The 26,011-nt window shown below is 50.0% G+C and carries 18 protein-coding genes and 1 pseudogene; 18 read left to right on the top strand and 1 reads right to left on the bottom strand.

All coding sequences use genetic code 11. From position 1 onward, the window contains the following. Positions 1-22 precede the first annotated feature (22 nt). The 11 genes and pseudogenes from GLV81_RS17595 to GLV81_RS17555 all read left to right on the top strand — a co-directional run bounded on the left by GLV81_RS17595 (position 23) and on the right by GLV81_RS17555 (position 16,021). On the top strand, positions 23-1,204 hold the full coding sequence (locus tag GLV81_RS17595) for an AGE family epimerase/isomerase (RefSeq protein ID WP_157480129.1): 1,182 nt from the start codon (positions 23-25) through the stop codon (positions 1,202-1,204). A 66-nt stretch (positions 1,205-1,270) separates the two neighbouring features. Beyond that, positions 1,271-2,446 (top strand): glycoside hydrolase family 27 protein, encoded by a 1,176-nt coding sequence (locus tag GLV81_RS17590; protein WP_157480127.1) that lies wholly within the window; start codon positions 1,271-1,273, stop codon positions 2,444-2,446. A gap of 58 nt (positions 2,447-2,504) precedes the next feature. Further along, on the top strand, positions 2,505-4,004 hold the full coding sequence (locus GLV81_RS17585) for a sialate O-acetylesterase (protein WP_157480125.1): 1,500 nt from the start codon (positions 2,505-2,507) through the stop codon (positions 4,002-4,004). Then, a complete protein-coding gene (locus GLV81_RS17580; protein WP_157480123.1) occupies positions 4,001-6,565 on the top strand; it encodes a family 20 glycosylhydrolase in 2,565 nt (854 codons plus the stop codon). Before GLV81_RS17585 ends, GLV81_RS17580 begins: the two co-directional genes overlap by 4 nt. 60 nt (positions 6,566-6,625) lie before the next feature. Further along, a complete protein-coding gene (locus GLV81_RS17575; protein ID WP_157480121.1) occupies positions 6,626-8,065 on the top strand; it encodes an arylsulfatase in 1,440 nt (479 codons plus the stop codon). A gap of 116 nt (positions 8,066-8,181) precedes the next feature. Continuing rightward, positions 8,182-9,897 carry a glycoside hydrolase family 35 protein gene (locus GLV81_RS17570; RefSeq protein WP_246186106.1) on the top strand — a complete coding sequence of 572 codons (1,716 nt, stop codon included), beginning with the start codon at positions 8,182-8,184 and terminating at the stop codon, positions 9,895-9,897. Positions 9,898-9,919: 22 nt separating this feature from the next. After that, positions 9,920-11,428, top strand: coding sequence for an alpha-L-fucosidase (locus tag GLV81_RS17565; protein WP_157480119.1), 1,509 nt, complete (start codon positions 9,920-9,922; stop codon positions 11,426-11,428). Between the two features lie 15 nt (positions 11,429-11,443). Beyond that, positions 11,444-11,986, top strand: a complete 543-nt coding sequence (locus GLV81_RS20825; protein WP_246186105.1) for a glycoside hydrolase family 20 zincin-like fold domain-containing protein — start codon at positions 11,444-11,446, stop codon at positions 11,984-11,986. Further along, on the top strand, positions 11,871-13,745 hold the full coding sequence (locus GLV81_RS17560; protein ID WP_343030642.1) for a glycoside hydrolase family 20 protein: 1,875 nt from the start codon (positions 11,871-11,873) through the stop codon (positions 13,743-13,745). The genes GLV81_RS20825 and GLV81_RS17560 overlap by 116 nt, the downstream gene beginning before the upstream one ends. 416 nt (positions 13,746-14,161) lie before the next feature. Further along, positions 14,162-14,437 (top strand): annotated as a pseudogene (locus GLV81_RS21480) (sugar-binding domain-containing protein); the annotation flags it as partial. Between the two features lie 15 nt (positions 14,438-14,452). Further along, positions 14,453-16,021 (top strand): glycoside hydrolase family 2 TIM barrel-domain containing protein, encoded by a 1,569-nt coding sequence (locus tag GLV81_RS17555; RefSeq protein ID WP_484555870.1) that lies wholly within the window; start codon positions 14,453-14,455, stop codon positions 16,019-16,021. Between the two features lie 32 nt (positions 16,022-16,053). Here the strand turns inward: GLV81_RS17555 and GLV81_RS17550 are convergent, their stop codons facing one another. Then, the gene (locus GLV81_RS17550) at positions 16,054-16,815 is read right to left on the bottom strand and encodes a DeoR/GlpR family DNA-binding transcription regulator (protein ID WP_157480117.1); all 762 of its coding nucleotides are present in this window, start codon (positions 16,813-16,815) and stop codon (positions 16,054-16,056) included. A 183-nt stretch (positions 16,816-16,998) separates the two neighbouring features. On the opposite strand from GLV81_RS17550, the gene GLV81_RS17545 reads away from it, so the two are divergent. The 7 genes from GLV81_RS17545 to GLV81_RS17515 all read left to right on the top strand — a co-directional run bounded on the left by GLV81_RS17545 (position 16,999) and on the right by GLV81_RS17515 (position 26,006). Next, complete coding sequence (locus GLV81_RS17545; RefSeq protein ID WP_157480115.1) at positions 16,999-18,573, top strand: glycerol-3-phosphate dehydrogenase/oxidase; 1,575 nt, start codon at positions 16,999-17,001, stop codon at positions 18,571-18,573. A gap of 68 nt (positions 18,574-18,641) precedes the next feature. Continuing rightward, entirely contained in the window at positions 18,642-19,982 is a 1,341-nt protein-coding gene (glpT, locus tag GLV81_RS17540) for a glycerol-3-phosphate transporter (RefSeq protein WP_212995041.1), read from the top strand. Between the two features lie 19 nt (positions 19,983-20,001). Then, entirely contained in the window at positions 20,002-20,634 is a 633-nt protein-coding gene (locus GLV81_RS17535) for a carboxypeptidase-like regulatory domain-containing protein (RefSeq protein ID WP_197428715.1), read from the top strand. Positions 20,635-20,644: 10 nt separating this feature from the next. Continuing rightward, positions 20,645-23,206, top strand: coding sequence for a SusC/RagA family TonB-linked outer membrane protein (locus GLV81_RS17530; RefSeq protein WP_157480111.1), 2,562 nt, complete (start codon positions 20,645-20,647; stop codon positions 23,204-23,206). A 25-nt stretch (positions 23,207-23,231) separates the two neighbouring features. Further along, the gene (locus GLV81_RS17525; RefSeq protein ID WP_157480109.1) at positions 23,232-24,707 is read left to right on the top strand and encodes a SusD/RagB family nutrient-binding outer membrane lipoprotein; all 1,476 of its coding nucleotides are present in this window, start codon (positions 23,232-23,234) and stop codon (positions 24,705-24,707) included. 22 nt (positions 24,708-24,729) lie between these two features. Continuing rightward, a complete protein-coding gene (locus GLV81_RS17520) occupies positions 24,730-25,464 on the top strand; it encodes a DUF5689 domain-containing protein (protein WP_197428714.1) in 735 nt (244 codons plus the stop codon). A 2-nt stretch (positions 25,465-25,466) separates the two neighbouring features. Beyond that, a complete protein-coding gene (locus GLV81_RS17515) occupies positions 25,467-26,006 on the top strand; it encodes a hypothetical protein (protein WP_157480105.1) in 540 nt (179 codons plus the stop codon). Positions 26,007-26,011 lie beyond the last annotated feature (5 nt).

The raw sequence follows: 26,011 nt of genomic DNA, 5'->3' as shown, positions 1-26,011 counted from the left end.
GCAACAGCTATAAGAACACAAGATGGCTTACACAACAAACGATTTAGCAGCGCTACATCAGTATTACAAACAGCAACTGCTGGAGAGCACAATCCCTTTTTGGTTTCCCCGTTCTTTCGATACAGCACATGGTGGTTTTTTATTGATGCGGGATGCCGATGGCAGCCTCATCGATGATGACAAAGCCGTGTGGATACAAGGCCGTGCCACCTGGATGCTCAGCACTTTGTACAACACGGTTGAGCCTCGCCAAGAGTGGTTGGACGGTGCCAAACTCGGGTACGATTTTTTGAACAAACATTGCTTTGATACCGATGGGCAAATGTTTTTTCATGTGACCCGCAGTGGCGAGCCCCTGCGCAAACGCCGCTACTTTTTTTCTGAAACCTTTTATGTGATTGCTGCGGCGGCGTATGCCAAAGCCAGCGGTGATGAAACAGCTGCCGATAATGCCCGCCGGGTATTTGGCCGTTGCCTGGAATATGCATCGGGTGAAAGAAAATTAACGCCCAAGTTTACAGGTACTCGTCCATCTCGAGGTATTGGTGTACCCATGATTATGATGAATACCGCACAACAGCTACGGGAAACCATTGGCGACCCTCGTTGTGATGATTGCATCACGCAATGGATTGTGGACATTGAACAGTATTTTGTAAAAGATGATATCCGCTGTGTGATGGAGCAGGTGGCGCCAGATGGGAGCATCATTGATCACATCGACGGCCGTACCCTCAACCCCGGTCATGCCATTGAAGGGGCCTGGTTTATTCTGCACGAAGCGAAGTATCGCAACAACGATCCACATTTGATAGCACTTGGTTGCAAAATGCTCGACTATATGTGGGAGCGTGGCTGGGACAAGGTTTATGGCGGCATTCTTTACTTCCGCGATGTGTACAACAAACCCGTGCAGGAGTATTGGCAAGACATGAAGTTTTGGTGGCCGCAAAATGAAACCATCATTGCCACTTTGCTTGCTTACCAAATGACGGGCAACGAAAAATATGCGCAGTGGCACCAACAAATTCATGAGTATGCCTACAGCCATTTTCGGGATGCCTTGCATGGTGAATGGTTCGGCTACCTTCACCGTGATGGACGCGTAGCACAAACTGCTAAAGGCAATTTGTACAAAGGACCTTTTCATTTGCCCCGGCAGGAATGGTACTGCATGCAACTGCTGAAATGTTATGCGCAGTAACCCACAACACTATCGCTTCACTTCCACACCGCAGCACAATTGATTCACCAGATATTGCTTAAACCAATGAAGAAACTTTGGCTGTATAGCCTGCTGAGTATTTGCCTCTTGCAAGGCAGGGCACAAACCCATCTGGCACCTACGCCACCCATGGCCTGGATGACCTGGAATTACTTTGGTGAAAACATTAACGAACAACTGATACGGGAAATAGCTGATGCCATGCACAGCAGTGGCATGCTGCAAGCTGGGTACCAATACCTGGTGATAGACGATGGCTGGCAAGGCGGCCGCGACAACAGAAACAACATCATTCCTGATTCAAAGAAATTTCCATCGGGCATGAAAGCATTGGCGGATTATGTGCACAGCAAGGGGCTGAAGCTGGGCATATACTCTGATGCGGCGCCGCTTACCTGTGCCGGCTACACGGCCAGTTTGCATTTTGAAGAACAGGATGCGAAAACATTTGCTTCATGGGGTATTGATTACCTGAAGTATGATTATTGCAATGCGCCAAAAGATTCATTTACGGCAAAGCAACGCTACAAAACCATGGCCGATGCGCTGCGCAAAAGCGGCCGCGACATGGTGTTTGCCGTGTGTGAATGGGGCGAACGCCAACCCTGGCATTGGGCTGCTGCAGCCGGTGGTCAGCTCTGGCGTACTACGTTTGATATTCGTGATTCGTGGAGCAGTATGATGGGTATTTATGAAATCAATGTGCAACTGCATGCGTACGCCGGCAGCGGTCGTTGGAATGATCCGGACATGTTGATTGTAGGTCTCGGCGGCAACAAAGGCCCTTCCGGAGATCTGGGTGGTACAGGTTGTACGATAACAGAATATCAAACCAACATGAGCCTGTGGAGCATGATGGCTGCGCCCCTCATTGCCACCAACGATGTACGGCAAATGACACAGGAAGTAAAACGCATTTTGATGCATGCGGGCATTATTGCCATCAATCAGGATTCGTTGGGGCTACAGGCCAAACGTATAGCCAGCAAAGACTCGATTGACGTATTACTGAAACCACTGGTCAATGGGGATGTTGCAATAGCCATCCTCAACAAATCGGCTACTACACAACCTTATGCCTTGCCTTTTGCCAGCATTGGTTTGGAAGGCCGCTATACGGTGCAGGATGTGTGGACGGGCACCACAACAAAACGCAGCCAGCAATGGAAGGGAAGCATTGAAAGCCATGCTACCGTTGTGCTCAGGCTGAAGAAAGAATAATGATTCATCAAACGGTGCATGGAGTTGTGAAGCATGCGCTGTGTAAAGAAATTATGGCATGCGGTGGTGGAGTATTGTTTGCGGATTATTGATGTGTGTAACAGCACAGGCCCGGTTGCAGTTGGCGGCACCTTTTGCTTCGCAGATGCTGCTGCAGCGCAACCAGCGCATTCATGTGTGGGGAAAGGGTACACCGCAACAGTCAGTGCAAGTTTCTCTTGGTAAACATAACGCCGTTACACAAGTAGCCGCAGATTCCACTTGGTCGCTGTACCTGCCTGCACAATCAGCCAGTACTCAGCCCCTGTCTATGTACGTTGTTTCGGGTACTGATTCTGTTGTATTGACAGATCTGCTCATTGGCGATGTATGGTTGTGCATTGGCCAGAGCAATATGGAATGGCCGGTGAAAAGATCGCTTCATGCAGCCGAAGCTATGGCTGCCCCACCGCAACCCTTACTTCGTTTTTACAACCCCAGCTACGCGGGTAAAAATCTTTACAACATTGCTTTTACTGATTCCGTTATCCGCCGGTTGAATACGCAACAATTTTACCAAGGCACCTGGCAACGCTGCGATAGCAGCAGCCTGCCCGATATGAGTGCAGTGGCCTATTTCTTTGGCCAACATTTGCTCAACAATACCGGCGTACCACAAGGTTTTGTGCAACTTTCTATTGGTGGGGCACCGCTGGAAACTTTTATTCGGAGAAAAGCATTGGCGGCACATCCGCAGCTGGCTGCCAAGCAACAAGGCAACTGGCTGAGCAACGATGCGCTGCCTGTGTGGGTGCGGGAACGGGGCATGCAAAACACTGCCCACAATACCTCCATTCCTACGGATGATATGGGCCCGAACCATGCCTATAAGCCGGGCTTTGCGTATGCTGCCGGTGTGGCTGCTTTTACACCTATGCCGGTAGCGGGAGTGCTTTGTTATCAGGGTGAAAGCAATGCGCAGGAACCGGAACGGGTAGCAGAATATGCCGCCTTGAATGAGCTGATGATAAATGACTATCGTCGGGCATGGCAACTGCCTGCACTGCCTTTTTATTTTGTACAACTCTCTTCTATTGAAGCAACGAATTACAAGAGTGCATTGTGGCCTGCATTCAGAAATGAACAACGGTTGATGTTGGACAAGATTCCCTTCAGCGGCATGGCGGTGAGCAGTGATGTTGGTGCAAGGCATGATGTGCATCCGACGGATAAAAAAACGGTGGGCGAACGCCTGGCTTTGTGGGCCCTGCGGGATGTGTATGGCCAGCGAATAACAGCTTCTGGTCCTTTGCCTTTGAGTGTCCGTTATAAGCAAGGCAAAGTTGTCATTCGCTTTGCGCATTGCAAAGGGTTACAGACTGCGAATGCTGCTCCATTGCAAGGTTTTTCGCTGAATGGCGCATCACCAGTAGCTGCACAAATTCGCCATAACAAAATCATTATTTCTACCCCTGCCAAACCCGAAGCGGTGTATTATGGCTGGCAACCATACAGCAATGGCAATTTGCTGAATGCTGCGCAGCTGCCGGCTTCCACTTTTAAAATAGCGGTACAATGAAGCAATGGATTATTACTTGTTGTTGTGTATGGATGATGGGATTGGCGCAGGCACAAACGGTGTTGCCGCAATACCCCGACTCTTTGTTCAACACCTACTATCATCAACGCAATAGTTTGTTTGCAGCCCTGCCGCTGCAACGTAACGATATTGTATTTGTGGGCAACAGCATTACAGATGGTAATGAGTGGGCCGAGTTGTTCAGTGATCCACGCATCAAGAACCGTGGCATCAGCGGCGATGTAAGCGCAGGTGTGCTGCACCGATTGCCGCAAATGGTACAATACAAACCTGCCAAAATTGTATTGATGATTGGCGTGAATGATTTGGCCCGTGGTGTTTCCGCTGATAGTTTGCTGTGCAATATTTTCTTGATAGCCGATTATGTGCATGAGCAATCCCCGTCTACAAAACTGATAGTGCAGAGCATCCTGCCGGTGAATGCCGCCTTTGGCAAGTTTGGCGGGCATACCAGCAAAGCAGCCATTATTAAAACCGTGAATGCTCAGCTGGAATCGCAGGCGGCCAAGCATCAGTATGTGTTTGCCGATTTGTATACTGGTTTCCTCAATGCCAACGGCGATATGCAGGAAAACTATACCAACGATGGCCTGCACCTGATGGGCGAAGGATACCTGTTGTGGAAGCACCTCATTTATCCGTATGTGTACGATTTGCCGTTGCAGCCGGCACTCATTCCCATGCCGCAGCAAGTGCAATGGCAGGCGGGTCGTTTTCCGTTGTACAAATGCCGGAACGTAGTGGTAGCAAATGATAGCTTGCTGCCAGAAGCAAAGCTGTTGCAGCAATGGCTGCCCCATCAGCAATTACACATTGGTAAGCAAAAACAAAATGAACCTGCTATCGAACTGCAGCTAGATGCAAGCATCAACGCTGCTATTTCGCCAGAAAAATATGCGTTGACGGTAACAACACACAAGATCATATTGAAAGCTGCTACCCGGCATGGCTTGTTCAATGGCTTACAAACCTTGCATCAATTGATGCGGGATGGCGTGATGATACCTGCTGTCAGCATTCAGGACTGGCCGGCCTTTCCGGTACGGGGTTTTATGGTAGATGTGGGCCGCAATTTTCAATCGATGTATCAGCTGAAAGCACAGGTTGACGTGATGGCGGCGTACAAACTCAACGTGTTTCATTTTCACCTTACAGAAGATATTGCATGGCGCCTGCAAAGCCGCCGTTATCCGCAGCTCACCGCACCGCAACACATGCAGCGCAATGCAGGTGAATATTACTCTGTAGCTGACATGCAGGAGCTGATTGCGTATTGTAAAGAACGCCATATTACCCTGATACCCGAGATAGACATGCCCGGGCATAGTGCGGCTTTTGAAAGAGCCATGGGGGTAATCATGCAAAGCGATTCGGGCATGGCCATTTGCAAAAACATACTGCGGGAGTTTTGCGAGACCCACGATGTACCGGCTATACATATTGGTGGCGATGAAGTGAAAATTACCAACCAAAGTTTTCTGCCAGAGATGGTGGCCTTGCTCAAATCACTCGGCAAGCAGGTGTGGGCCTGGGACCCCGGCGGCAATGTGCCTAAGGGAACTTATATGCAAATGTGGAATGGCAATACCAAAGTGAAGGCAGGTTATCCTGCTGTTGACTCCCGTCATTTGTACCTCAATCATTTTGATCCGCTGGATGGTGTGGTCACTACTTACTATCATCAGATTTGTGATGTGGATACTGCCACTGCCGATGCCCGTGGCGCCATACTTTGCAACTGGCCCGACAGGCGGGTGAGTGTTGAAGCCGACCTCATACGCATGAATGCTGTGTACCCGGTGATGCTTACGTTTGCGGAGCGTACCTGGCAGGGCAAGGGATGGAGAAACTTTACTACTGCATTGGCTGCAAAAGGAACGCCACAGCATACAGCCTTTGCGGCTTTTGAGCAACGTTTGCTGGCCCATCAACAGCAGTATTTTCAGCAGCAATCTTTTCCTTACTGGCCACAGGCCAATATTGAATGGACCTTGATTGGTCCGTATAAAAATGCTGGCAAACTGCAGCAATCTTTTGCACCCGAACAACCCGCTTTTTGGGATACAGTGAAACTACAGCAATACCCAACCGTTACAGGAGGTACCATTTGGCTGCGGCATTTCTGGCATCCCATGATTCCTTCACATTTGGCCAAGCCTACGGATAGTACTACCTGGTATGCTGTGCGAAAAATTTGGAGCAACGAAGCAGGCATGGCAGATGCATGGATTGGCTTCAACGATTTGTCCCGTTCTACTGCCACGCATTCATTGCCTGCAGGTGCGTGGGATGATAAGGGTAGTGAAGTATGGGTAAATGGGCAACGTATAGCGCCACCACAATGGCAAAGGGCCGGGCAGCAAGGTCATCTCGAAATTCCGTACACCGACGAAGGCTATGCGTACCGGCCGCCGACAAAAATATTTTTCCAGAAAGGATGGAATACCGTGCTAATCAAAGCGCCAGTTGGTAGCTTTCGGGCCGACTGGCAACAGCCGGTGAAATGGATGTTTACATTTTTAACAGCAAACACTCAATAATGCGGTATTGGTTATTGTGCCTATTCGGTTGTGGTATGTTGCTGAATACAGCGGCGCAACATGCTACGCAGCAAGCGGCCTAACATCATTTACATTTATGCAGATGATTTGGGCTATGGTGAGCTGGGGGCGTATGGTCAGCAAAAAATTCGTACGCCGCACCTCGACCGTATGGCGGCTGAGGGCATGCGGTTTACGCAGCATTATACCAGCATGCCTGTATGTGCTCCTGCCCGCAGCATGCTCATGACGGGTATGCATGCCGGCCACGCTGCTATCCGCGGCAACTACGAGCTGGGTGGTTTTGCTGATAGTGCGGAGCGTGGTCAGCTGCCATTGCCCAAAACGAGTGTTACTGTAGCAGAAATGTTGCAGCAACATGGCTATGCTACTGCCATGATTGGCAAGTGGGGCCTCGGCATGGCCGATACAAATGGCAGCCCTTTGCAGCATGGTTTTGATTATTACTACGGCTACCTCGATCAAAAGCAGGCCCACAATTATTACCCTTCGCATTTGTGGGAAAATGACCGTTGGGATTCGTTGCACCAGCCATGGATAGATGTACACAAACGGCTGAATCCGGGGACTGCTACTGAATCCGATTTCAACCGCTACAAAGGCCAGCAATATGCACCGGCCCTGCTAACGCAGAAGGCGCTGCAGTTTATCGACCAACACCAACAACAACCGTTTTTTCTGTACCTGCCGTATACCTTGCCCCATTTGTCGCTGCAAGCGCCCGATAGTTGTGTGCAGCAATACATCGGTCAGTTTGATGAAAAACCTTACTACGGTCAACAGTGTTATGCAAGCACCAAGTATCCGATGTCTACCTACGCTGCCATGATTACTTATTTGGATGCACAGGTGGGCATAGTGCAGCAACACTTGCAGCAGCTGGGCCTCGATAGCAATACACTTGTCATTTTCAGCAGCGACAATGGAGCCACTTTTCATAGCAGCGTTGATGTGGCGTTTTTCAATAGCAGTGCCGGCCTTCGTGGATTGAAGATGGATTTGTACGAAGGCGGCATTCGCATGCCGATGATAGCCCGCTGGCCCGGTCGCATTGCCGCTGGCAGCGAAACCAATCATGTATCGGCGCAATACGATGTGTTTGCTACGGTGGCCGATTTGCTGCGGTATAAAAAAGCACCCAAAACAGATGGCCTATCTTTTTTGCCAACGCTGTTGGGCAAAGGGAAACAAGCCACGCATCCGTTTCTCTATTTTGAATTTGTAGAAAAAACCGGACAGATAGCGGTACGTATGGGCCCTTGGAAAGCGGTGAAGAGCAACATCAAAAAAAATCCGCAGGCCCCATGGGAGCTCTACCATTTAGACACGGATGTAAATGAACAACACGATGTGGCAGCGCAGCATCCGGAGATTGTAGCGAAAGCCATTGAGATAGCCAAAAGAGAACACCAGCATTCGGCCATTCCCGCATGGGATTTTGTGGATGCTGCACTTTACCCAACCTCTAATCAACATTGAACCAACGGATATGAACAGATGGATGTTTATTGTGGCACTAGTATTCCTGCAACTGCAGGTAACAAGCTCAACAACCTGCAGCCAAACACAGCTTTGCTTTTAAAGGACAGGAATTTATGCTGGATGGAAAACCTTTCCAGATCATTAGTGGCGAAATGCATCCGGCACGGGTGCCCAAGGCCTATTGGCGCCACCGCATTCAAATGATAAAGGCCATGGGCTGCAATACCGTGGCCGCGTATATTTTTTGGAATTATCATGAAGTAAGCAAGGGCAAGTTTGATTTCAATACCGAGAACCGTAACATGGCTGAATTTGTGCAGCTCTGTCAGGAAGAAGGCATGTGGGTATTGTTTCGCCCCGGGCCGTATGTGTGTGCCGAGTGGGATTTTGGTGGCCTGCCTACTTACCTGTTGCAAATTCCTGACATCAAAATACGCTGTATGGATACCCGCTACATGGCTGCTGTGCAACGCTATGTAACGGCAATGGCTGCTCATGTGCGGCATTTGCAAATCAGCAAAGGCGGCCCCATTTTGATGTGGCAGGTAGAAAATGAATATGGTTCTTACGGCAATGATCGTACCTATATGCAAACCCTTGCCAGCATGTGGCGCAAGGCTGGCATTGATGTGCCTTTTTACACAGCCGATGGCCCAACCCCATACATGCTCGAAGCGGGTAGTTTGATTGATGCCGCCATTGGTTTGGACAGTGGAAGTGACTCTGCCGCTTTTGCACAAGCCACCCGTCAAAATCCGAATGTGCCTTCTTTTAGTAGTGAAACTTATCCCGGCTGGCTCACCCACTGGGGTGAAAAATGGGCAAGGCCCGACACCGCTGCTTTGAAAAAAGAAGTGAGTTTTTTGCTGGCCAATAAAAAGTCGTTCAATTTTTATGTGATACATGGCGGCACCAACTTTGGGTATACTGCCGGTGCCAATGCTTTCAGTCCTTCGCAGTACCAACCCGACCTCACCAGCTACGATTATGATGCTCCCATTGATGAGTCGGGCAATGCTACTCCCAAGTACCACATGCTGCGCCGGTTGATTGAACAGTACACCGGAAAGCCCGCCCCACCCATACCTGCTCCCGTGAAGCATATCAGCATTCCGTCTTTCAGCATGCAGCCTGCCCACAGCCTGTTTGATTATGCACCCAAAGTGCATGCGTCGGCACAGCCACAGCCCATGGAATATTACGGCCAAAATCAGGGCTTCATTGTGTACCGCACCAAGCTAATTGGACACAAAAGTGGCCGCCTCAAAATTTGGGAGCCACACGATTATGCATTGGTCTATCTCGACGGACAATTTATTGATACCGTATATCGTGATGGCGGCAACTGGGAAGTGCAACTGCCCAAAACCAACAGCGCTACACCTGAACTCACGATTGTTGTAGAGGGTATGGGCCACATCAATTTTGCGCAGTTCATGATTGACCGCAAGGGCATCACCGACCGGGTAACGCTCAACGGTATGACGCTAATGAACTGGCAAACACAGTTGCTGCCTGTGGATGAGGCATTCATGCAACAACCTTTTCCGAAAGCAGTGAGTGCTACCAAGCAAAATGGGGATCTCCGTTTTTTCACGGGTGAATTTTCATTGACCGAAACCGGCGATACTTATCTCGATTTGAGTGGCTATAGCAAAGGCGTGGTATTTGTAAACGGCCGCTTGTTGGGCCGCTACTGGAACCTTGGTCCGCAATACCGCTTGTATTGCCCCGCTACCTGGTTGAAGAAAGGACAAAACAAGATTGTGGTGATGGACCTGCATCAATCTACCGCCGCTGCTATTACCGGATTTACCTCTATGTTATAAAAACACCTACACAACCATCCGCATGAAACGATTGCTCTCTTTACTCCTTGCCAGTACCTGTTTGCAGGCTGCTGCACAGCAGCAAAACATGGTATGGATTGCACCCACAGACAGCCTGCCACAAATACTGCACAAAGCTGTGCAGGTGACACCAACACCCCGGCAGCTACGCTGGCAGCAATTAGAGCTCACCGCATTTTTTCATTTTGGTATCAACACGTTTACCAACCGGGAGTGGGGCGATGGCAAGGAAAACCCGCAGTTATTCAATCCTTCTCAACTCGATGCCCGGCAATGGGTGCATACGGTAAAATCAGCCGGTATCAGACAAGTAATCATTACCGCCAAGCATCACGATGGTTTTTGCCTGTGGCCGAGTAAATACACCAACCATTCAGTTGCCTCCAGCCCATGGAAAAATGGCAAGGGCGATGTGGTAAAAGAAGTGGCTGATGCCTGCCGCGAAGCCGGGATTGGTTTTGGTGTATACCTCTCGCCATGGGACCGCCACGAGCCGAGCTATGGTACGGAGGCGTACAATACATTTTTTGTACAGCAACTCACAGAGCTGCTCACTCAATACGGACAGGTAGACGAAGTGTGGTTTGATGGTGCCAATGGCGAAGGACCGAATGGTAAAAAACAGGTGTACGATTTCGACCGCTGGTACAAAGTGATTCGGAAGTTGCAACCGCAGGCCACCATCGCCATTATGGGGCCTGATGTACGCTGGGTAGGTACAGAAAGCGGTCACGGCCGCACCACCGAATGGAGTGTGGTACCCGCCAATCATTTGGACCCTGCAGCAGTGGCGGCTAATTCGCAGCAAGACCTCGCCTTTAAACCTGCCGGTGATATGATGGGCGATGATTTGGGTAGCCGCGAAAAAATCAGCAAGGCAAAAGCGTTAGTGTGGTATCCGGCAGAAACGGACGTGTCTATCCGGCCGGGTTGGTTTTACCATGCCAGCGAAGACAGCCTGGTAAAAACGCCGGAACAATTGTTGGATATCTACTTTCATTCGGTAGGCCGCAACGGTGTATTGCTGCTCAATATTCCACCCGATAAGCGGGGCCTCATTCACGAACAGGATGTGAAGACATTGCAGCAATGGCGCCAACGCCGCAACGATATTTTCCGCCGCAATTTGTTGGCATCAGCTCAATGTACGTTGGCGAATGCTCCATTGCTTTTAGACAGAAAGGATAGCACGGCCTGCACACTCGACCAACAGCGGGACATGCAAATAGAATGGAACTGGCGGGGCATCCAAACTTTCAATGTGTTGCTGTTGCAGGAAGACATTCGCAAGGGCCAACGGGTAGAAAATTTTGTGCTGGAATACCTGAGTAGCGATGGCTGGAAGGTGGCTGCCACTGGTACTACGATCGGTTACAAACGACTGCTGCGCTTTCCTGCGGTGCGTACTGCTGCAGTGCGGTTGCGCATTACCGGCACAAGAGCCAATCCCGAGCTGGCAGAAATGGGCATTTATTACGACGAAAAACAACCTCAACATATCAACGATTAAAATACACGTGAAGCAATGAAAAGATGGAGTGGCGTATTGCTGGCAGCCATGCTGCTGCTGGGCAAGCTGCAGGCGCAGCAGGTATCAATTATTCCGCAGCCAGCCAAGCTGGAAGTATTGTCGGGACATTTTCTAATTAATGAAGCCGTGTCGTTGCAATACAACGAGGCTGCATTGCTGCAACCTGCGGCCGATTGGTTCAGGGCAGCCATTGCCGATATCTCCGGCATCCGTTTGTCGGCACAACCCAATGCTGCCCGCCGCATTGTATTGCAATTGTCAAAACCAGTAAAGCCAAGCGATGAAAGCTATACGCTGGATGTATCAACCAATCTCATTACCATCAAGGCCAACAAGCTATGGTGGTATTTTCTATGGCATGCAATCGGTATTGCAAACATTGCCCGCCATTCGCACCAATGCCTTGCTGCAAGTGCCTTGTATGCGGGTGCAAGATGCGCCACGCTTTGGCTGGCGGGGGATGCACCTCGATGTAAGTCGTCATTTCTTCGGCCCCGAAGTAATAAAGCAATACATCGATTTGATGGCTACGTATAAAATGAATACGTTTCACTGGCACCTGGTAGATGATCAGGGCTGGCGCATCGAAATCAAAAAATATCCCAAACTCACCAGTGTAGGTGCGTGGCGGGTAGATCAAAACGATAAAGTATGGGGCAGCAGGCCACAAGCCAAGCCCGGTGAAACACCAACTTACGGTGGTTATTACACACAGGCTCAGCTCAAAGACATTGTAGCCTATGCCCGTCAGCGCAACGTAACCATTGTACCCGAAATTGAAATGCCTGGTCACGTAGCTTCGGCCATTGCTGCTTACCCCGAGCTGAGCTGTACGCAGCAACCACAGCTGCCGCTCACTGGTGGCGATTACAGCAACATGGCTTCCAACTACTGTGCGGGTAACGAGACTGTATTTACGTTTTTGCAGGATGTGCTCACTGAAACCATGGCCATCTTTCCTTCTACCTACATCCACATTGGTGGCGATGAAGTAGACAAAGGCCCTTGGAAAAAATGTGCCCGTTGCCAACAACGCATGCAGCAGCAAGGATTGAAAAATGAAGAAGAACTCCAGAGCTATTTCATTCAGCGCATTGAAAAATTTGTAGTGAGCAAGGGGCGCAAAATGATTGGCTGGGATGAAATACTCGAAGGCGGACTGGCTCCCGAAGCAACCGTGATGAGCTGGCGGGGTGAAGCCGGTGGTATTGAAGCAGCGAAGATGAACCACGATGTGGTAATGACGCCCGGATCGCCTTGTTATTTCGACCATTATCAGGCAGGCCCCGAAGGTGAACCCCGTGCCATTGGTGGCATGAACACGCTGCAAAAAGTGTACAGCTACGAGCCCATTCCGGCAGAGCTACCGGCAGACAAAGCCCGGTATGTTTTGGGTGCACAGGCCAATCTGTGGACCGAATATGTAACTACCGCTGAGCATGTGGAATACATGGTGTTGCCCCGCATGCTGGCATTGGCCGAAGTAGTATGGAGCCCCAAAGAAACCCGAGACTGGGTGGGCTTTAACCAACGCCTGCAGCCGCATTTCCGGGCGTTTGAGCAAAAGGGGTTGCATTATAGCAAGGGAAATTTTACAGTAAACATTAAGCCCGTTTCGGCCAATGGTCAGGTGCAGGTACAACTGTCTACCGAAGCCATGAATGGTACCATTTACTATAGCACCGATGGCAGCGAACCCAATGTAACCAGCCAACGATACACGGCGCCTTTTAGACTGCAGCAATCTGCAGTAGTGAAAGCTGTAACAGTAATACAAGGTGAAGTGATGGGTGTGAAACCAGCATCGCAAAACTTTGTGTTGCACAAAGCTGTAGGTAGTGCGGTGCAGTATGCTAATCCTGTGAGCCGCTACTATCAGGCCGATGGACAAAATTCTCTCACCGATGGCATTCGTGGAATGCATGCTGTGGGTAAGTTTTGGCATGGTTTCAGTGGCAAAGATTTGGTGGCGACCGTTGATTTGGGTAGCAGTAAAACCATTCAGCAGGTTACATTGGGTTGCCTGCAGCGGTATAACGATTGGATTTTCTTACCGCAATCAGTAACGGTTGAATATTCTGTAGATGGTCAAAACTTTAGCAGCCTTGGTACGGTCAACAATACCGTGAGTAGTGATGAGAAAGCTTCCATCATCAAAGACTTTACCGTGAAAGCAGCAGCAGTACAAGCACGTTATGTACGGGTAACCGCCAAAGTGATTGATGCTTGTCCTAAGGGCCATTCTGGCGAGGGCAAACCCGGCTGGTTGTTTGCTGATGAAATTATTGTGGAGTAATTATTCAATTATAAGTAAGGCATTCAATAGTTGAAAAGCTATTAGGCTTAATTATTCAGCTGAACAGAGGGAGGCGCTGGCAAGGCAAAACGGCCGGAGGCGTCGGGTTTGCCTCGAATTTTCTTTGGTTACTTTCTTTTTTCAAGAAAAAGAAAGTAACAAGGCTGCATGAGCATCGATTAACTAATTATCAATCGGGAAGTACTTTGAATGGCTCTTTAGAGTTTGAGTTAAATATGACAATGCGATGAAAAAAAAGCACCTGATTTTATTGTGTGGCATGTTATGCCTGTTGGTGAACGTTCAAGCACAACGGGATACAGTGTGGTTGACCAATGCCTGGTCTTTTCAACCCGATACAGGGGCTGTAGGCCAGCAGCAAGCAATGGTTTACAAAGACATTACCTGCAGGAAAAAATGTGAGTCTGCCGCATACCTGGAATGTGGATGAACAGTGGCAGCATCATTATGGCTGGGCATGGTATCAGCACAACTTGATAGTACCTGCTGCATGGAAAAGCAAGCATCTAACACTGCAGTTTGGTGCCGTCAATCATACGGCCATCGTGTATGTAAACGGGCAGGAAGTAGCCCGTCATTCAGGCGATGGTTTCAACAAGTTTTTTGTATCCATTTCAAAATATGTACAGGCCGGAAGAGAGAACCGCATTACGGTAGCCTGTAACAACGCCTATAGTGCCAACAAAGTGCCGTTCAGCAATTCGTTCGACTGGCCCAATGATGGCGGATTGATTCGACCGGTAGCATTGCTGATTAGCGAAACGCCTGCACTCACAACGCTAAAAGCCACGCCAGTACTGCATGAAGCCGATAGTGCCGGTACGCTTCGGTTGCAGGTAGCGCAGCCCGGTGCTATCAAGAAGCCTTACCAACTGGCTATCCGATTGAGTGAAGTGAATGGTAGTGGCACCGTTTTGTATGAGCAAACGCAAATACCAGTATGGCAGCAGGGCACAACTGATATTACTGTAAACTTTCCAAAAGTAAAACCCTGGCATTTCGACTTCCCGAATCTGTACCGATTGGAGGTAACGGTGCTGGATGGCAAGAAAGCCGTTGACAAGCAACATGCGGATATTGGCTTTCGCAACTTTCGGCTACAGGATGGTAAAATATGGTTGAATGGTGAAGCCGTGAAGTTGATGGGTGTAGAATGGACGGCAGGTTCCAATCCGCAGTATGGTTTTGCAGAGCCTGCAGCAGAAATCATTCGCCATGCACAACTCATGAAAGACGTGAATGCCATTTTTACGAGAGTGCACTTTCAGCAAGATGATGTGTTTTATGACTTCTGCAACCGCAATGGCATTTTGGTACAGGAAGAAGTACCGCTGTGGGGTGGCGAAACACCCGCCAACGATACCATTCGCCGTATTGCTACAGCGCAGGTGCAAACCATGATACAGCAGCACTACAATCATCCTTCGATTGTTAGTTGGGGTATGGGTAATGAGTTGCAGGGACGACTGCCGGCGATGCAACAAATGATTGCCGGATTGGTAGCCACAGCCCGCAGCCTCGACAGCACCCGCATGATCGATTATGTGAGCAACACGGTGGCGCATTCATTTTATAACCACCCTGCATTTGTGCCAGATGCAGCAGCATTGGGTGATGCTATTTTGATGAATGAATACGGTGGCAGCTGGTGGAGTATTCCCACAGGTTCACTGGGCAGCTACCTAGATAGTGTGCATGCGACCTATCCCGATAAAGTGATGATGATTTCGGAGTTTGGATTGTGTGAGCCCAACTTCAAAGGCGGCGATCCTCGTCGTATCACCGATCTTATTTACCACATGGCTGTGTACGAAAGCAAGCCGTACATAGAAGCAGCTATTTATTTCGATTTGACGGATTACCGCACCCATTACCCCGGCACTACAGATGAGCCTAAATATCGGCGCCGCATACATGGCGTGTACGATATGTATGGCCAACCCAAGCCATCCATGAAAGTGCTGCGGGAATTGTCATCACCACTGGAAGTACAACAGGTACACCGCTGGAAAAAAGGCATGCTTACAGTACAACTCTTTGGCAGCATGGGCTTGCCGCAGCATCGCTGTACCGGCTATACGGTGCAGGTGGGCGGTACATTGGCCGAAGCCATGAATGCTGTGCCGGTGACCATACCCACCACCATGCCGGGTAAGCAGGTATTTGTAGAAGTAAAAGACCATGGTCAGCCCCAATCGGTGGTCATTGTTCGCCGTCCATCGGGCCAGCTGGTATCTGTATGGCCGGGTGAGTAAATCTGGGGAAGGTGCCGAAGTGACCGGCAGGATTACACAATGGTAACTTCAATACCCAGTCCTTTGAGGGTATCTACCAGGTGCTCCGAAATATTGCTGTCGGTAATGATGTGCTCAATGTCTTCCAGCCCGCAAATGCGGCCGAAGCCCCGCTTGCCAAACTTGCTGGAATCGGCCAGGACAATGGTTTTTTGCGAAGCCGCAATCATTTTTTTGTTGAGCTGGGCTTCCATCATGTTGGTGGTGGTGAGGCCAAATTCAAGGTCGATACCATCAACGCCCAAAAACAGTTTGCTGAACGAGAAATGGCTGAGCATTTCTTCCGCAAAATTGCCTGTAACAGAGGAGGATGTTTTGCGAATGATGCCCGGTAGCTGAATCACTTGAATGCCGGGATGCTGCACCAGCTCCATGGCCACGTTGAGGGCAGCGGTGACCACTGTAAGGTGGCCAATGGGCTGAATATTATGGGCCAGTGAGAGCACCGTGGTGCCCGATGCAATGAGCACACAATCATTGGCTTCAATGAGGCGGGCTGCAGCTGCGCCGATATCTGATTTTTCTCCCGAACGAATCTTGGCTTTTTCCGTTACCGGCCGGTCGGTGGTATACGGGTTTACCAGCGTGCCGCCCCCATGGGTGCGAAAGAGCAATTGCTTGTCTTCCAACATTTTCAAATCCTTTCGGATGGTTACGGGTGATACCTCCAGCTCCGTACACAGGTCCAGTACTTGTACACTGCCTTTCTCTTTCAGCTTGGTCAGGATATGTTGATGCCGCTCCGTCAGGTTCATTTGGGCAAATTACAGGATTTGACCTGTACAGCAAAGTTTCGCTTTCTGTCGAAATTGCTTTCAATATATTTTTTTATTAATGAAAATCATCTTTCGATTATTAATTAGTTGTTATTATTGCTTTCGTTTAATTACCATTGACTATAAAACGAAAGTATACGAAAGAGACGGAGGCGAAGGCTTATGAATAAGTTAGACCGACAACAACAGCTAGAGCGGCTCAGCAACAGCGCAGCCGAGTGGGATATAATTGTGATTGGTGGTGGTGCCACCGGCTTGGGCATTGCCCTCGATGCAGTGTGCCGCGGCTATCAAACCCTGCTGCTGGAGCAGGCCGATTTTGCCAAGGGTACTTCGAGCCGCAGCACCAAACTGGTGCATGGTGGCGTACGCTACCTGGCACAAGGCGATGTACAACTGGTAAGGGAAGCCAGTGTAGAACGGGGTTTGCTGCGCAAAAACGCACCTCACCTGGTGCGCAATCAAACCTTTATCATTCCCATTTATAGTTATTGGGACAAGCTCAAATACACCATTGGCCTGAAGTTTTACGATTGGATTGCCGGTAAGCTGAGTCTCGGTTCTTCCGTGCCGGTGTCTCGCAAAAAAACCATGGAAGCATTGCCCGGTATTAAAACCGATGGACTGCTGGGTGGCGTGTTGTACCACGATGGCCAGTTCGACGACTCCCGCCTGGCCATCAATCTGGTGCAAAGCATTGTAGAAAAAGGTGGCTGCGCCATTAACTATACCAAGGTTACCGGCTTGCTCAAAACCAGCACAGGCCAGCTCTGCGGTGTAACTGTGGTTGATGAAGAATCGGGAAAAGCTTACGAAGTAAAAGGCAAAGCCGTTGTTAATGCCACTGGCGTTTTTGTAGACGACATTTTACACATGGACAACCAGAAGGCACCCAAGAGCATCTGCGTCAGTCAAGGGGTGCACCTGGTGCTCGATAAGTCTTTTTATCCTTCCGATCATGCGCTGATGATTCCTGAAACCAGCGATGGCCGGGTACTCTTTGCCGTGCCCTGGCACGATAAAGTAGTGGTAGGTACTACCGATACACCCGTTGAAGAAGCTTCGCTGGAGCCAACGGCTTTGGAAAAAGAAATCCGTTTCATCCTCGATACTGCTGCGGCTTACCTCAGCAAGCGCCCCTCACGGGAAGATGTGCTGAGTGTGTTTGCCGGCCTGCGGCCATTGGCAGCACCGAAGCAAGGTGATCGAAAAACAAAAGAGATTTCCCGCAGTCATAAAATCATTCTTTCACCGTCTAATCTGTTCACCATTTTGGGCGGCAAGTGGACCACGTTTAGAAAAATGGGTGAGGACATGGTGAACATGATTGAGCAAAAACTGCGTTGGACACATCGCAAACCTGTGACGGCCAACCTGCACATACACGGATATTCAGAATTGGTGAACTGGAGCGACCCATTGCATTACTATGGTAGCGATGCACCTTTTGTACGCCAGCAGATGAACGGCAGCAGCCAGGTGTGGCTGAGCGAACGCCTGCACATTCACAAAGCACAAATTAAGTGGGCCGTAGAACACGAAATGGCCCGCAAAGTAGAAGACTTTCTCTCCCGCCGCACCAGGGCCCTGCTGCTGGATGCCCGGGAAAGTGCCCGCATTTGCCCCGAAGTAGCCCGCCTGATGGCGCAAGAGCTGGGCAAAGACGAGCAATGGGTACAACAGGAAATAGCTGAGTACACCCAACTCGCCAACCGATACATTTTACAAGAGGCCTAACCCGCCTTACAACCTTACAACAGCCCCACTACCGGCACACCCTACCAACACGAACTGCGAACGCCAACATGAAAATTGCACAACTCCTGAAGCCGGCTGCGCACCGGTCCCTATTGCCGGCTACCGAGGTAGACCCGGCATACAAACAGCTGCGCCTGAAAGTGTTTTTGGGCATCTTTATCGGTTATGCCGGCTACTACCTGGTACGGAAAAACTTTTCCATGGTAGTACCCGACCTGATAGAGCAGGGCTTTACCAAATCGGATTTGGGTGTGGTCATGTCGGCCATTTCCATTTCGTATGGTATCAGCAAGTTCATCATGGGTACGGTTTCCGATAGAAGCAATGCCCGCATTTTTTTGTCACTCGGTCTTATTTTATCGGCCCTCACCATGGTATGGATGGGCCTGTCGCCCATGGCTACCGGTTCTATTCAGGTCATGTTTGTGCTGTTGTTTCTCAACGGCTGGTTTCAGGGTATGGGCTGGCCACCCTGCGGCCGGGTAATGGTACACTGGTTTTCGGTAAAAGAACGGGGTACCAAAATGTCTATCTGGAACGTGGCCCACAATGTGGGTGGCGGCCTTATGGCACCCATTGCCATTGCCGGCCTAACTGTGTTTGGCACCTGGCAGGGCAAGCTCTATTTTCCGGCTTTGGTGGCCCTGGTAGTAGCACTTATTACTTACTGGCTGGTACGGGATACACCCCAGTCTTGCGGCCTGCCTTCCATTGAGCAGTACAAAGGCGAAGCCAGCGCCGACTACAACGAAACACATGAAAAAGAACTGAGCACCCGCCAGATATTGATGGACTATGTACTGGTGAACAAACTCATCTGGTACATCGCTTTGGCCAATGCTTTCATCTATCTGGTACGCTACGGGGTGCTCGATTGGGCGCCAACCTACCTGAAAGAAGCCAAAGGTTTTTCGCTGAGCGAAACTGGCTGGGCTTACTTTCTGTACGAGTGGGCGGGTATACCCGGCACCCTGCTTTGCGGCTGGCTCAGCGATAAGGTGTTCAATGGTCGCCGGGCACCAGCTACCATCATTTACATGTTGCTGGTACTGGTAGCTGTGCTGGTGTATTGGCAAAACCCCGCCGGTAATCCGCTGGTCGACAATATTGCCCTCATTGCCATTGGCTTTCTCATTTATGGCCCGGTGATGCTGATTGGTGTACATGCCCTCGATCTGGTACCCAAAAAAGCAGCCGGTACAGCGGCGGGCCTCACGGGGCTGTTTGGCTACCTCGGTGGTGCTGTGTTTGCCAATGCTGCCATGGGCTTTGTAGTAGATGCCTGGGGCTGGGATGGCGGCTTTTATGTACTGCTGGCCTCCTGTGTACTCGCCGTTGTATTTACCGCCCTTACCTGGAAAAAAGAAACTCATTCCTCTCTTGCCTAACTATCAATCCAATTTACGTATGAGCATGTTCAAGATTGCTGCCGGAAGAATGCTGAGCCTACGACATATCGTGGCTGCTTTCTTTCTCTTGCTGACCACCGTAACGGTGCATGGCCAGCAAAAAACGATTACCGGCGTGGTAACCAACGCCGAAGACAACCTGCCTGTGGAGAAGGCCACCATTACGGTGAAGGGCACCAAAACGGCTGTAGTAGCCGACAATAAGGGTGCGTATTCCATCAAGGCGGCTGCCAACCAAACGCTGGTGGTAACTGCCGTAGGCTTTCAGCCCATGGAGAAAACCGTGGGCCAGCAAACCGTGGTCAACTTTGCGCTGACAGCTGTGACCTCGCAGCTGGAATCAGTGGTGGTTACTGCCCTCGGCATTAAGCGGGATGAAAAAGCACTGGGCTACTCTGTTACCAAAGTGGGTACAGAGGAGCTGACAGATGCCATCTCCAACAACTGGACCAACTCGCTGACCGGTAAGGTGGCGGGTATCAACCTGGTAAAATCAGGCGGTGGTCCTGCCGGTAGCAACAAAATCATTTTGCGGGGTGAAAACTCACTGGATGGCAACAGCCAGGCACTCATTGTAGTGGATGGGGTGGTGATCGGCAGCAAGCAGTGGTGCGCAAACCGGCACGGGTAGTTCTTCTTACCTGCAGTCAGAATCGCCGGTAGACTTTGGTACCAGCCTTAGTGATATCAATGCCGAAGACATTGAAAGCGTTTCGGTGCTGAAAGGCCCCGGTGCTACGGCCCTGTATGGTGCACGTGGTGCTAATGGTGCCATCATCATCACCACCAAGTCGGGCAAGTCGAAGCAAAAAGGCCTCGGCATTACCTACAATTTCAACTTTGCCATCGATCAGGTAAACCGCTGGATGGATTACCAGAATGAATACGGTCAGGGTGCCAGCGGCCAGCATACCTGGTACTCGTACAACGCCACCGAAGACGGACCGAGCACCCGCAGCACCAGCTCTGCCTGGGGTCCCCGTTTTGCCGGTCAGCTGTACTACCAGTACGATCCTGAAAACCGTACCAAGGGTGCCACCAGAACCCCCTGGGTGCCTTACGCCGACAACCGAAAGAATTTCTTTGAAACCGGCAAGACGCTCATCAACGCCGTTACTATTGATGGCGGCAATCAGAACACCAGCATTCGCTTGTCTTTGACCAACCTCAAAAACAGCTGGATTATTCCGAACACGGGGTACGACCGAAATACAGTGGCGTTATCACTGTCGCATAAAATGTCGTCGAAGCTGCAGGTAGCGGCCAAGGTGAACTATACCAACAAAAAGTCGGACAACCTGCCTTCTACCGGGTACAACAACCAGAGCATCATGTACTTCATTCGCGGCCTTACGCCCAACATGAACATCGACTGGTTTAAAGATTACTGGGTGCCCGGTCAGGAAAACATCAACCAGACCCGTCCGTTCAGCAGCCTGTTGGATAACCCATACCTCATTGCCAACGAAATGCTGAACAAATCGAACCGGCATGGCATGATTGGTAATGTATCGGCTACCTACAATTTTAGCGAAGACCTGAGTGTGATGGTGCGTTCTGCCATCGATTATGCTTCTGAATCACGTTCGCAGCAACGGCCATTTGGCACCAACAAGTTTGCTGAAGGCATGTATCGTTCGCAAAACATTTTTACGCAGGAAATCAATAACGACTTCCTCATTCGCTACAACAAGAAGTTCAGCAAGAAATTCGACATGAATATTTCTGCCGGTGGTAGCCAAATGCGCAACCGCTATTCAAGAGATGATCTTCGTGCCGACCAGCTGAATCTGCCCGGCTACTACACTTTGGCCAACAGTAAAAACCCGGTGGTGGCACTGCCTTACCGCTCAGAGTTCAGGGTAAACAGTCTGTATGGTTTGGCTGCTTTTTCGTACGACCGTTTCCTGTTCCTCGATTTGACGGCACGGGAAGACTGGGCCAGTACACTGGCTACACCAACGTCTACTAAAAACTCTCCGTTCTTTTATTCATCTGCCAACCTGAGTGTGGTGGTTACAGAAAAGCTGAAGTTGCCTAAGCCTGTATCATTTTTGAAACTGCGTGGTTCATGGGCTGGCGTGGGTAGTGGTGGTACTACACCTTACCTTACCTCTTTTGCATATTCACCCACTTTGTTTCCGGGAGGGCTTACCAACCCTTCAGCCATTGCTAATCCAGAGTTGAAAGCCCTGCTGACCCGTAGCGTTGAGCTTGGTTTGGATGTCCGTTTCCTCAAAAACAGGATTGGTCTGGATGTAGCTGTGTATCGCAACAATACCAGTAACCAAATTTTTGCAGTTCCAATTGATCGTTCATCTGGTTATTCTGCCACCATTGCCAACGCCGGTTTGGTGACCAACAAGGGCATTGAAGTGCAGCTGAACGGCGACATCATCAAAACCAAAAAAGGCCTGCGCTGGAATGTGTTTGCCACTTACTATGCCAACCGCAACAAAGTGGTAGAACTGGTAGATGGTGTAGATGTGTATGTGATGTCTACCGGCCCTGCCAACCGCGGTTCGGTAGAAGCACGCCCCGGCGGCCGCATGGGTGATATGTATGGCATTGGCTACGAAAGAAGCCCCGACGGACAGATTGTGTACAACAGCCAGGGCCTGCCTATGCGTACTACCGAAATCAAATACCTCGGCAATACCAACCCCGATTGGAAAGGTAGTTTTGGCAGTGAACTGAAATACAAAAACCTGCGTCTCAACTTCTTGTTCGATGGTCAGTTTGGTGCGGTGGCCTACTCGCTGAGTCATGCCGTACTGATGGAAGAAGGCAAGCTGAAGAAAACACTGCCCGGCCGCTACTCAGGTATCATTGGCAATGGTGTACAACTGGATGCTGCTACCGGAAAGTATGTGCCGAACACCACGCTGGTGACCAATATTCAGGCCTACTACGATGCGCATTTCAACCGCGACAACGTAGAAGCCAACACCTTCAGTACAGACTTCATCAAGCTACGTGAGTTACGCCTCGATTATACTGTGCCAGCCAAGCTGCTGGAGAAACTGAAACTGCAGCGGGCTGTGATTGGTATCTATGGCCGCGACCTCTTCCAGTTTACCAAATGGCCCGGCTTCGATCCTGAATTTGGTACACTCAACGACGGACAGATCAATCAGGGTTTTGAGATTGCGCAATTCCCCTCTACCCGTACCATGGGCGTATCCTTTACCGTAGCATTCTAATTGGTCCACTTTCAACCACCGAACAATGAGAACATTCAAACAATACTTCACAGCCGGCATATTGGGAGCAGTACTGCTGGCGGGTTGCACCAAAGATTTTAAAAAGGTGAACACCAACCCAAATACACTGCCGGAAACCAAACCGGAGCTGCTCATGGAATCGGCCATTTATGCCGTACGCCAGGCCAACCAATCTCGTGAACACCGCCTGGTACACGAAATGATGCAGGTGCATGTAACCGTGAACAACTCAGATGAAATTCATCGCTACATCATTCGCCCTTCTGAGTCGGACTTTATGTGGAACAACTGGTACACTCAGCTCACCAACTTTAGAGATGCATACGAAAGTGCAGCCAAGCTGAGTTTGCTTTCCAGCCAGGCCTACAATTTTTCTTACATGGCCATGGCCCGCATTATGGAAGCATGGGTAGCTTCTATGATAACGGATACATATGGCGACGTGCCGTTTTCTGAAGCCAACCGTGGTAGAACGGACAATATATTTATGCCCAAGTTTGATGCACAGAAAAGCATCTACGACAGCCTTTTTGTAAGGCTGGAAGAAGCGAATACTTTGCTGGCGTTGAACAATGCCATACCAACGGCGCTGATGCAACGTGACCCGCTGTTTGGCGGCGACATAGCCAAGTGGCGCAAGTTTGGCAACAGCCTGTACCTGCGGCTGCTGCTGCGTACCTCTGACAGACAGGAAAGTGGTGCCGTGCAGAAAATAAAAGACATGCTGCAAACCACACCTACCAAGTATCCCATCATGACATCGGTAGATGAATCGGCAGTAATTCGTTTCACCACTGTTACACCTTTTGTATCGTCGTTCAACACCTGGCGGGATTATGATTTCAATGGTGAAAATGGTTATACCGAATTCTTCATCAACACCCTCAACAGCTGGACCGATCCTCGCCTGGCTAAGTGGGCCAATACCGTGAGTGGCGGTGTGTATGCAGGCATTCCTAGTGGCTACACACCAGGTACACAGCAGGAACGTCAGTCGGTGTATCTGGCTGCATTGAAAAATGAACCGCTGCTGGGCAATATGCTGAACTTTGCAGAAGTACAATTCATGTTGGCTGAAGCAGCGCTGAAAGGTTTCATCACCGGCAATCCCAAAACTTACTATGAAAACGGTGTGAATGCCGCCATTACATTTTGGGGATTAACAGTACCTGCAGGGCATTTAGCAAAACCTGCAGTGGCTTGGGATGATGCAGCTACCACAGCGCAAAAGCTGGAAAAAATAATTACGCAAAAGTATTACACCTTCTTCTTTACCGATTTCCAATCGTGGTTTGAATACCGCCGCACCGGATACCCAACATTACCCATGGGCCCTGGTGTACAAAACGGTGGCCAAATGCCCAGCCGGCTGGTGTATCCTGTATCGGTACAATCGCTGAACAAAACCAATTATGATGCTGCCGTAGCCAATATGGGTGGCGACAACATGCAGGTAAAAGTTTGGTGGGACATCAATTAATCCAACGCAAAACATGAAGCAGATGAACATGCAAACATATTTCCGCCTGAGCCTCACCATGCTGGTGCTGAGTGCCGGCTTGTCTTCCTGTATGAAAGAAGACTTCAATACTTCGGAAGGCAAGGTAGGCGAAATGATTACCCTGCTGGACGTACGCCAGGCGTACAAAGGCAGCGACGTAACCTTGAATACCGCCAGCCTTAACGGAGGCACGACGATTTCAGGTATTGTTATTTCAGATAAAGACGGCAAAAACCTGCCGGCCAATAGTCTCGTATTGCAGCAGACGGCTGCCAGCAGCAACAGCTTTACAGACATGACCCGTGGCATCGTTATCAACATGACGACTGAGCCTGCGTATGCTGTAGGCGATTCGTTGCACATCAATGTATCTGGTGGTAAACTGGGCCGTGTGGGTGGCAACCTTACCATTAGTGGCATTACTGCCGCTCAGGTAACGGTGATAGCTACGGGCAAAGCCGCATTGGTACGCCCTGTAACCTTGGGCAAGCTGCACAGCACCATGGAGTATTACGAATCAACCCTGGTATCGCTGAATGCTGATGCGGTAGACCCCGCTGCCGGAACACTGGCTGGTAGCAAACAAGTGGCCGATCAAACCGGCGATGCTGTGTATGTATATACCCGTTCGGCCGCAACGCATGCCAGTGAGCCCATGCCGGTGAGTGCACAGTTTACAGGTATTGCTGCCCGCCTCAACGAAAGCGGTAATGATACTTTCAATACCAAAAAGTGATTATGCCCCGCAATGCTGCCGATGTGCAGTGGCAGAGTGGTGTAATGTATAGCGGCTTCCCCGAAAGTTTTGAAAGCCCTGAAGTAGCCGCCAAATCGAGCTACAACAGCGGCACCAATATGGTGACACTCAAAACGGGTAGCTGGACATTGCTGCAAGGCATTTTGGCCAACACAGCCGCCAGCGACCGCTACAATGAGCCCGGTAAGCAGTGCATTCGCATGCAGCAAAACCTGACCACTGTGGGCACTGTACAAATGAACTTCGACGTAACGGAAGGTGCTTCTAAAGTAACCGTGTTTTACGGCCGCTATAGTACCGATGCCCGTTCGCAGTTCCGCCTCGAAGCTTCTACCAATGGCGGCACCACATGGACAACTGTAGGCAGCACCATTACAGCTCCTGCTGATAAAGAATTCCGCCAGGCAGTATGGATGGTGAACTACACAGGCAACGTTCGATTCCGCCTGGCCAAGCTGGGCTTGGGTACTTCTAACAATGGCCGTCTCAACTTCGACGATTTTGTGATTTATAAAAAGTAAGCAAG

It is taken from the genome of Phnomibacter ginsenosidimutans, from assembly GCF_009740285.1.
GTDB lineage: Bacteria > Bacteroidota > Bacteroidia > Chitinophagales > Chitinophagaceae > Phnomibacter > Phnomibacter ginsenosidimutans.
Note: the sequence above shows the minus strand (reverse complement) of the source record. Positions and strands in the feature narration are given on the sequence as shown.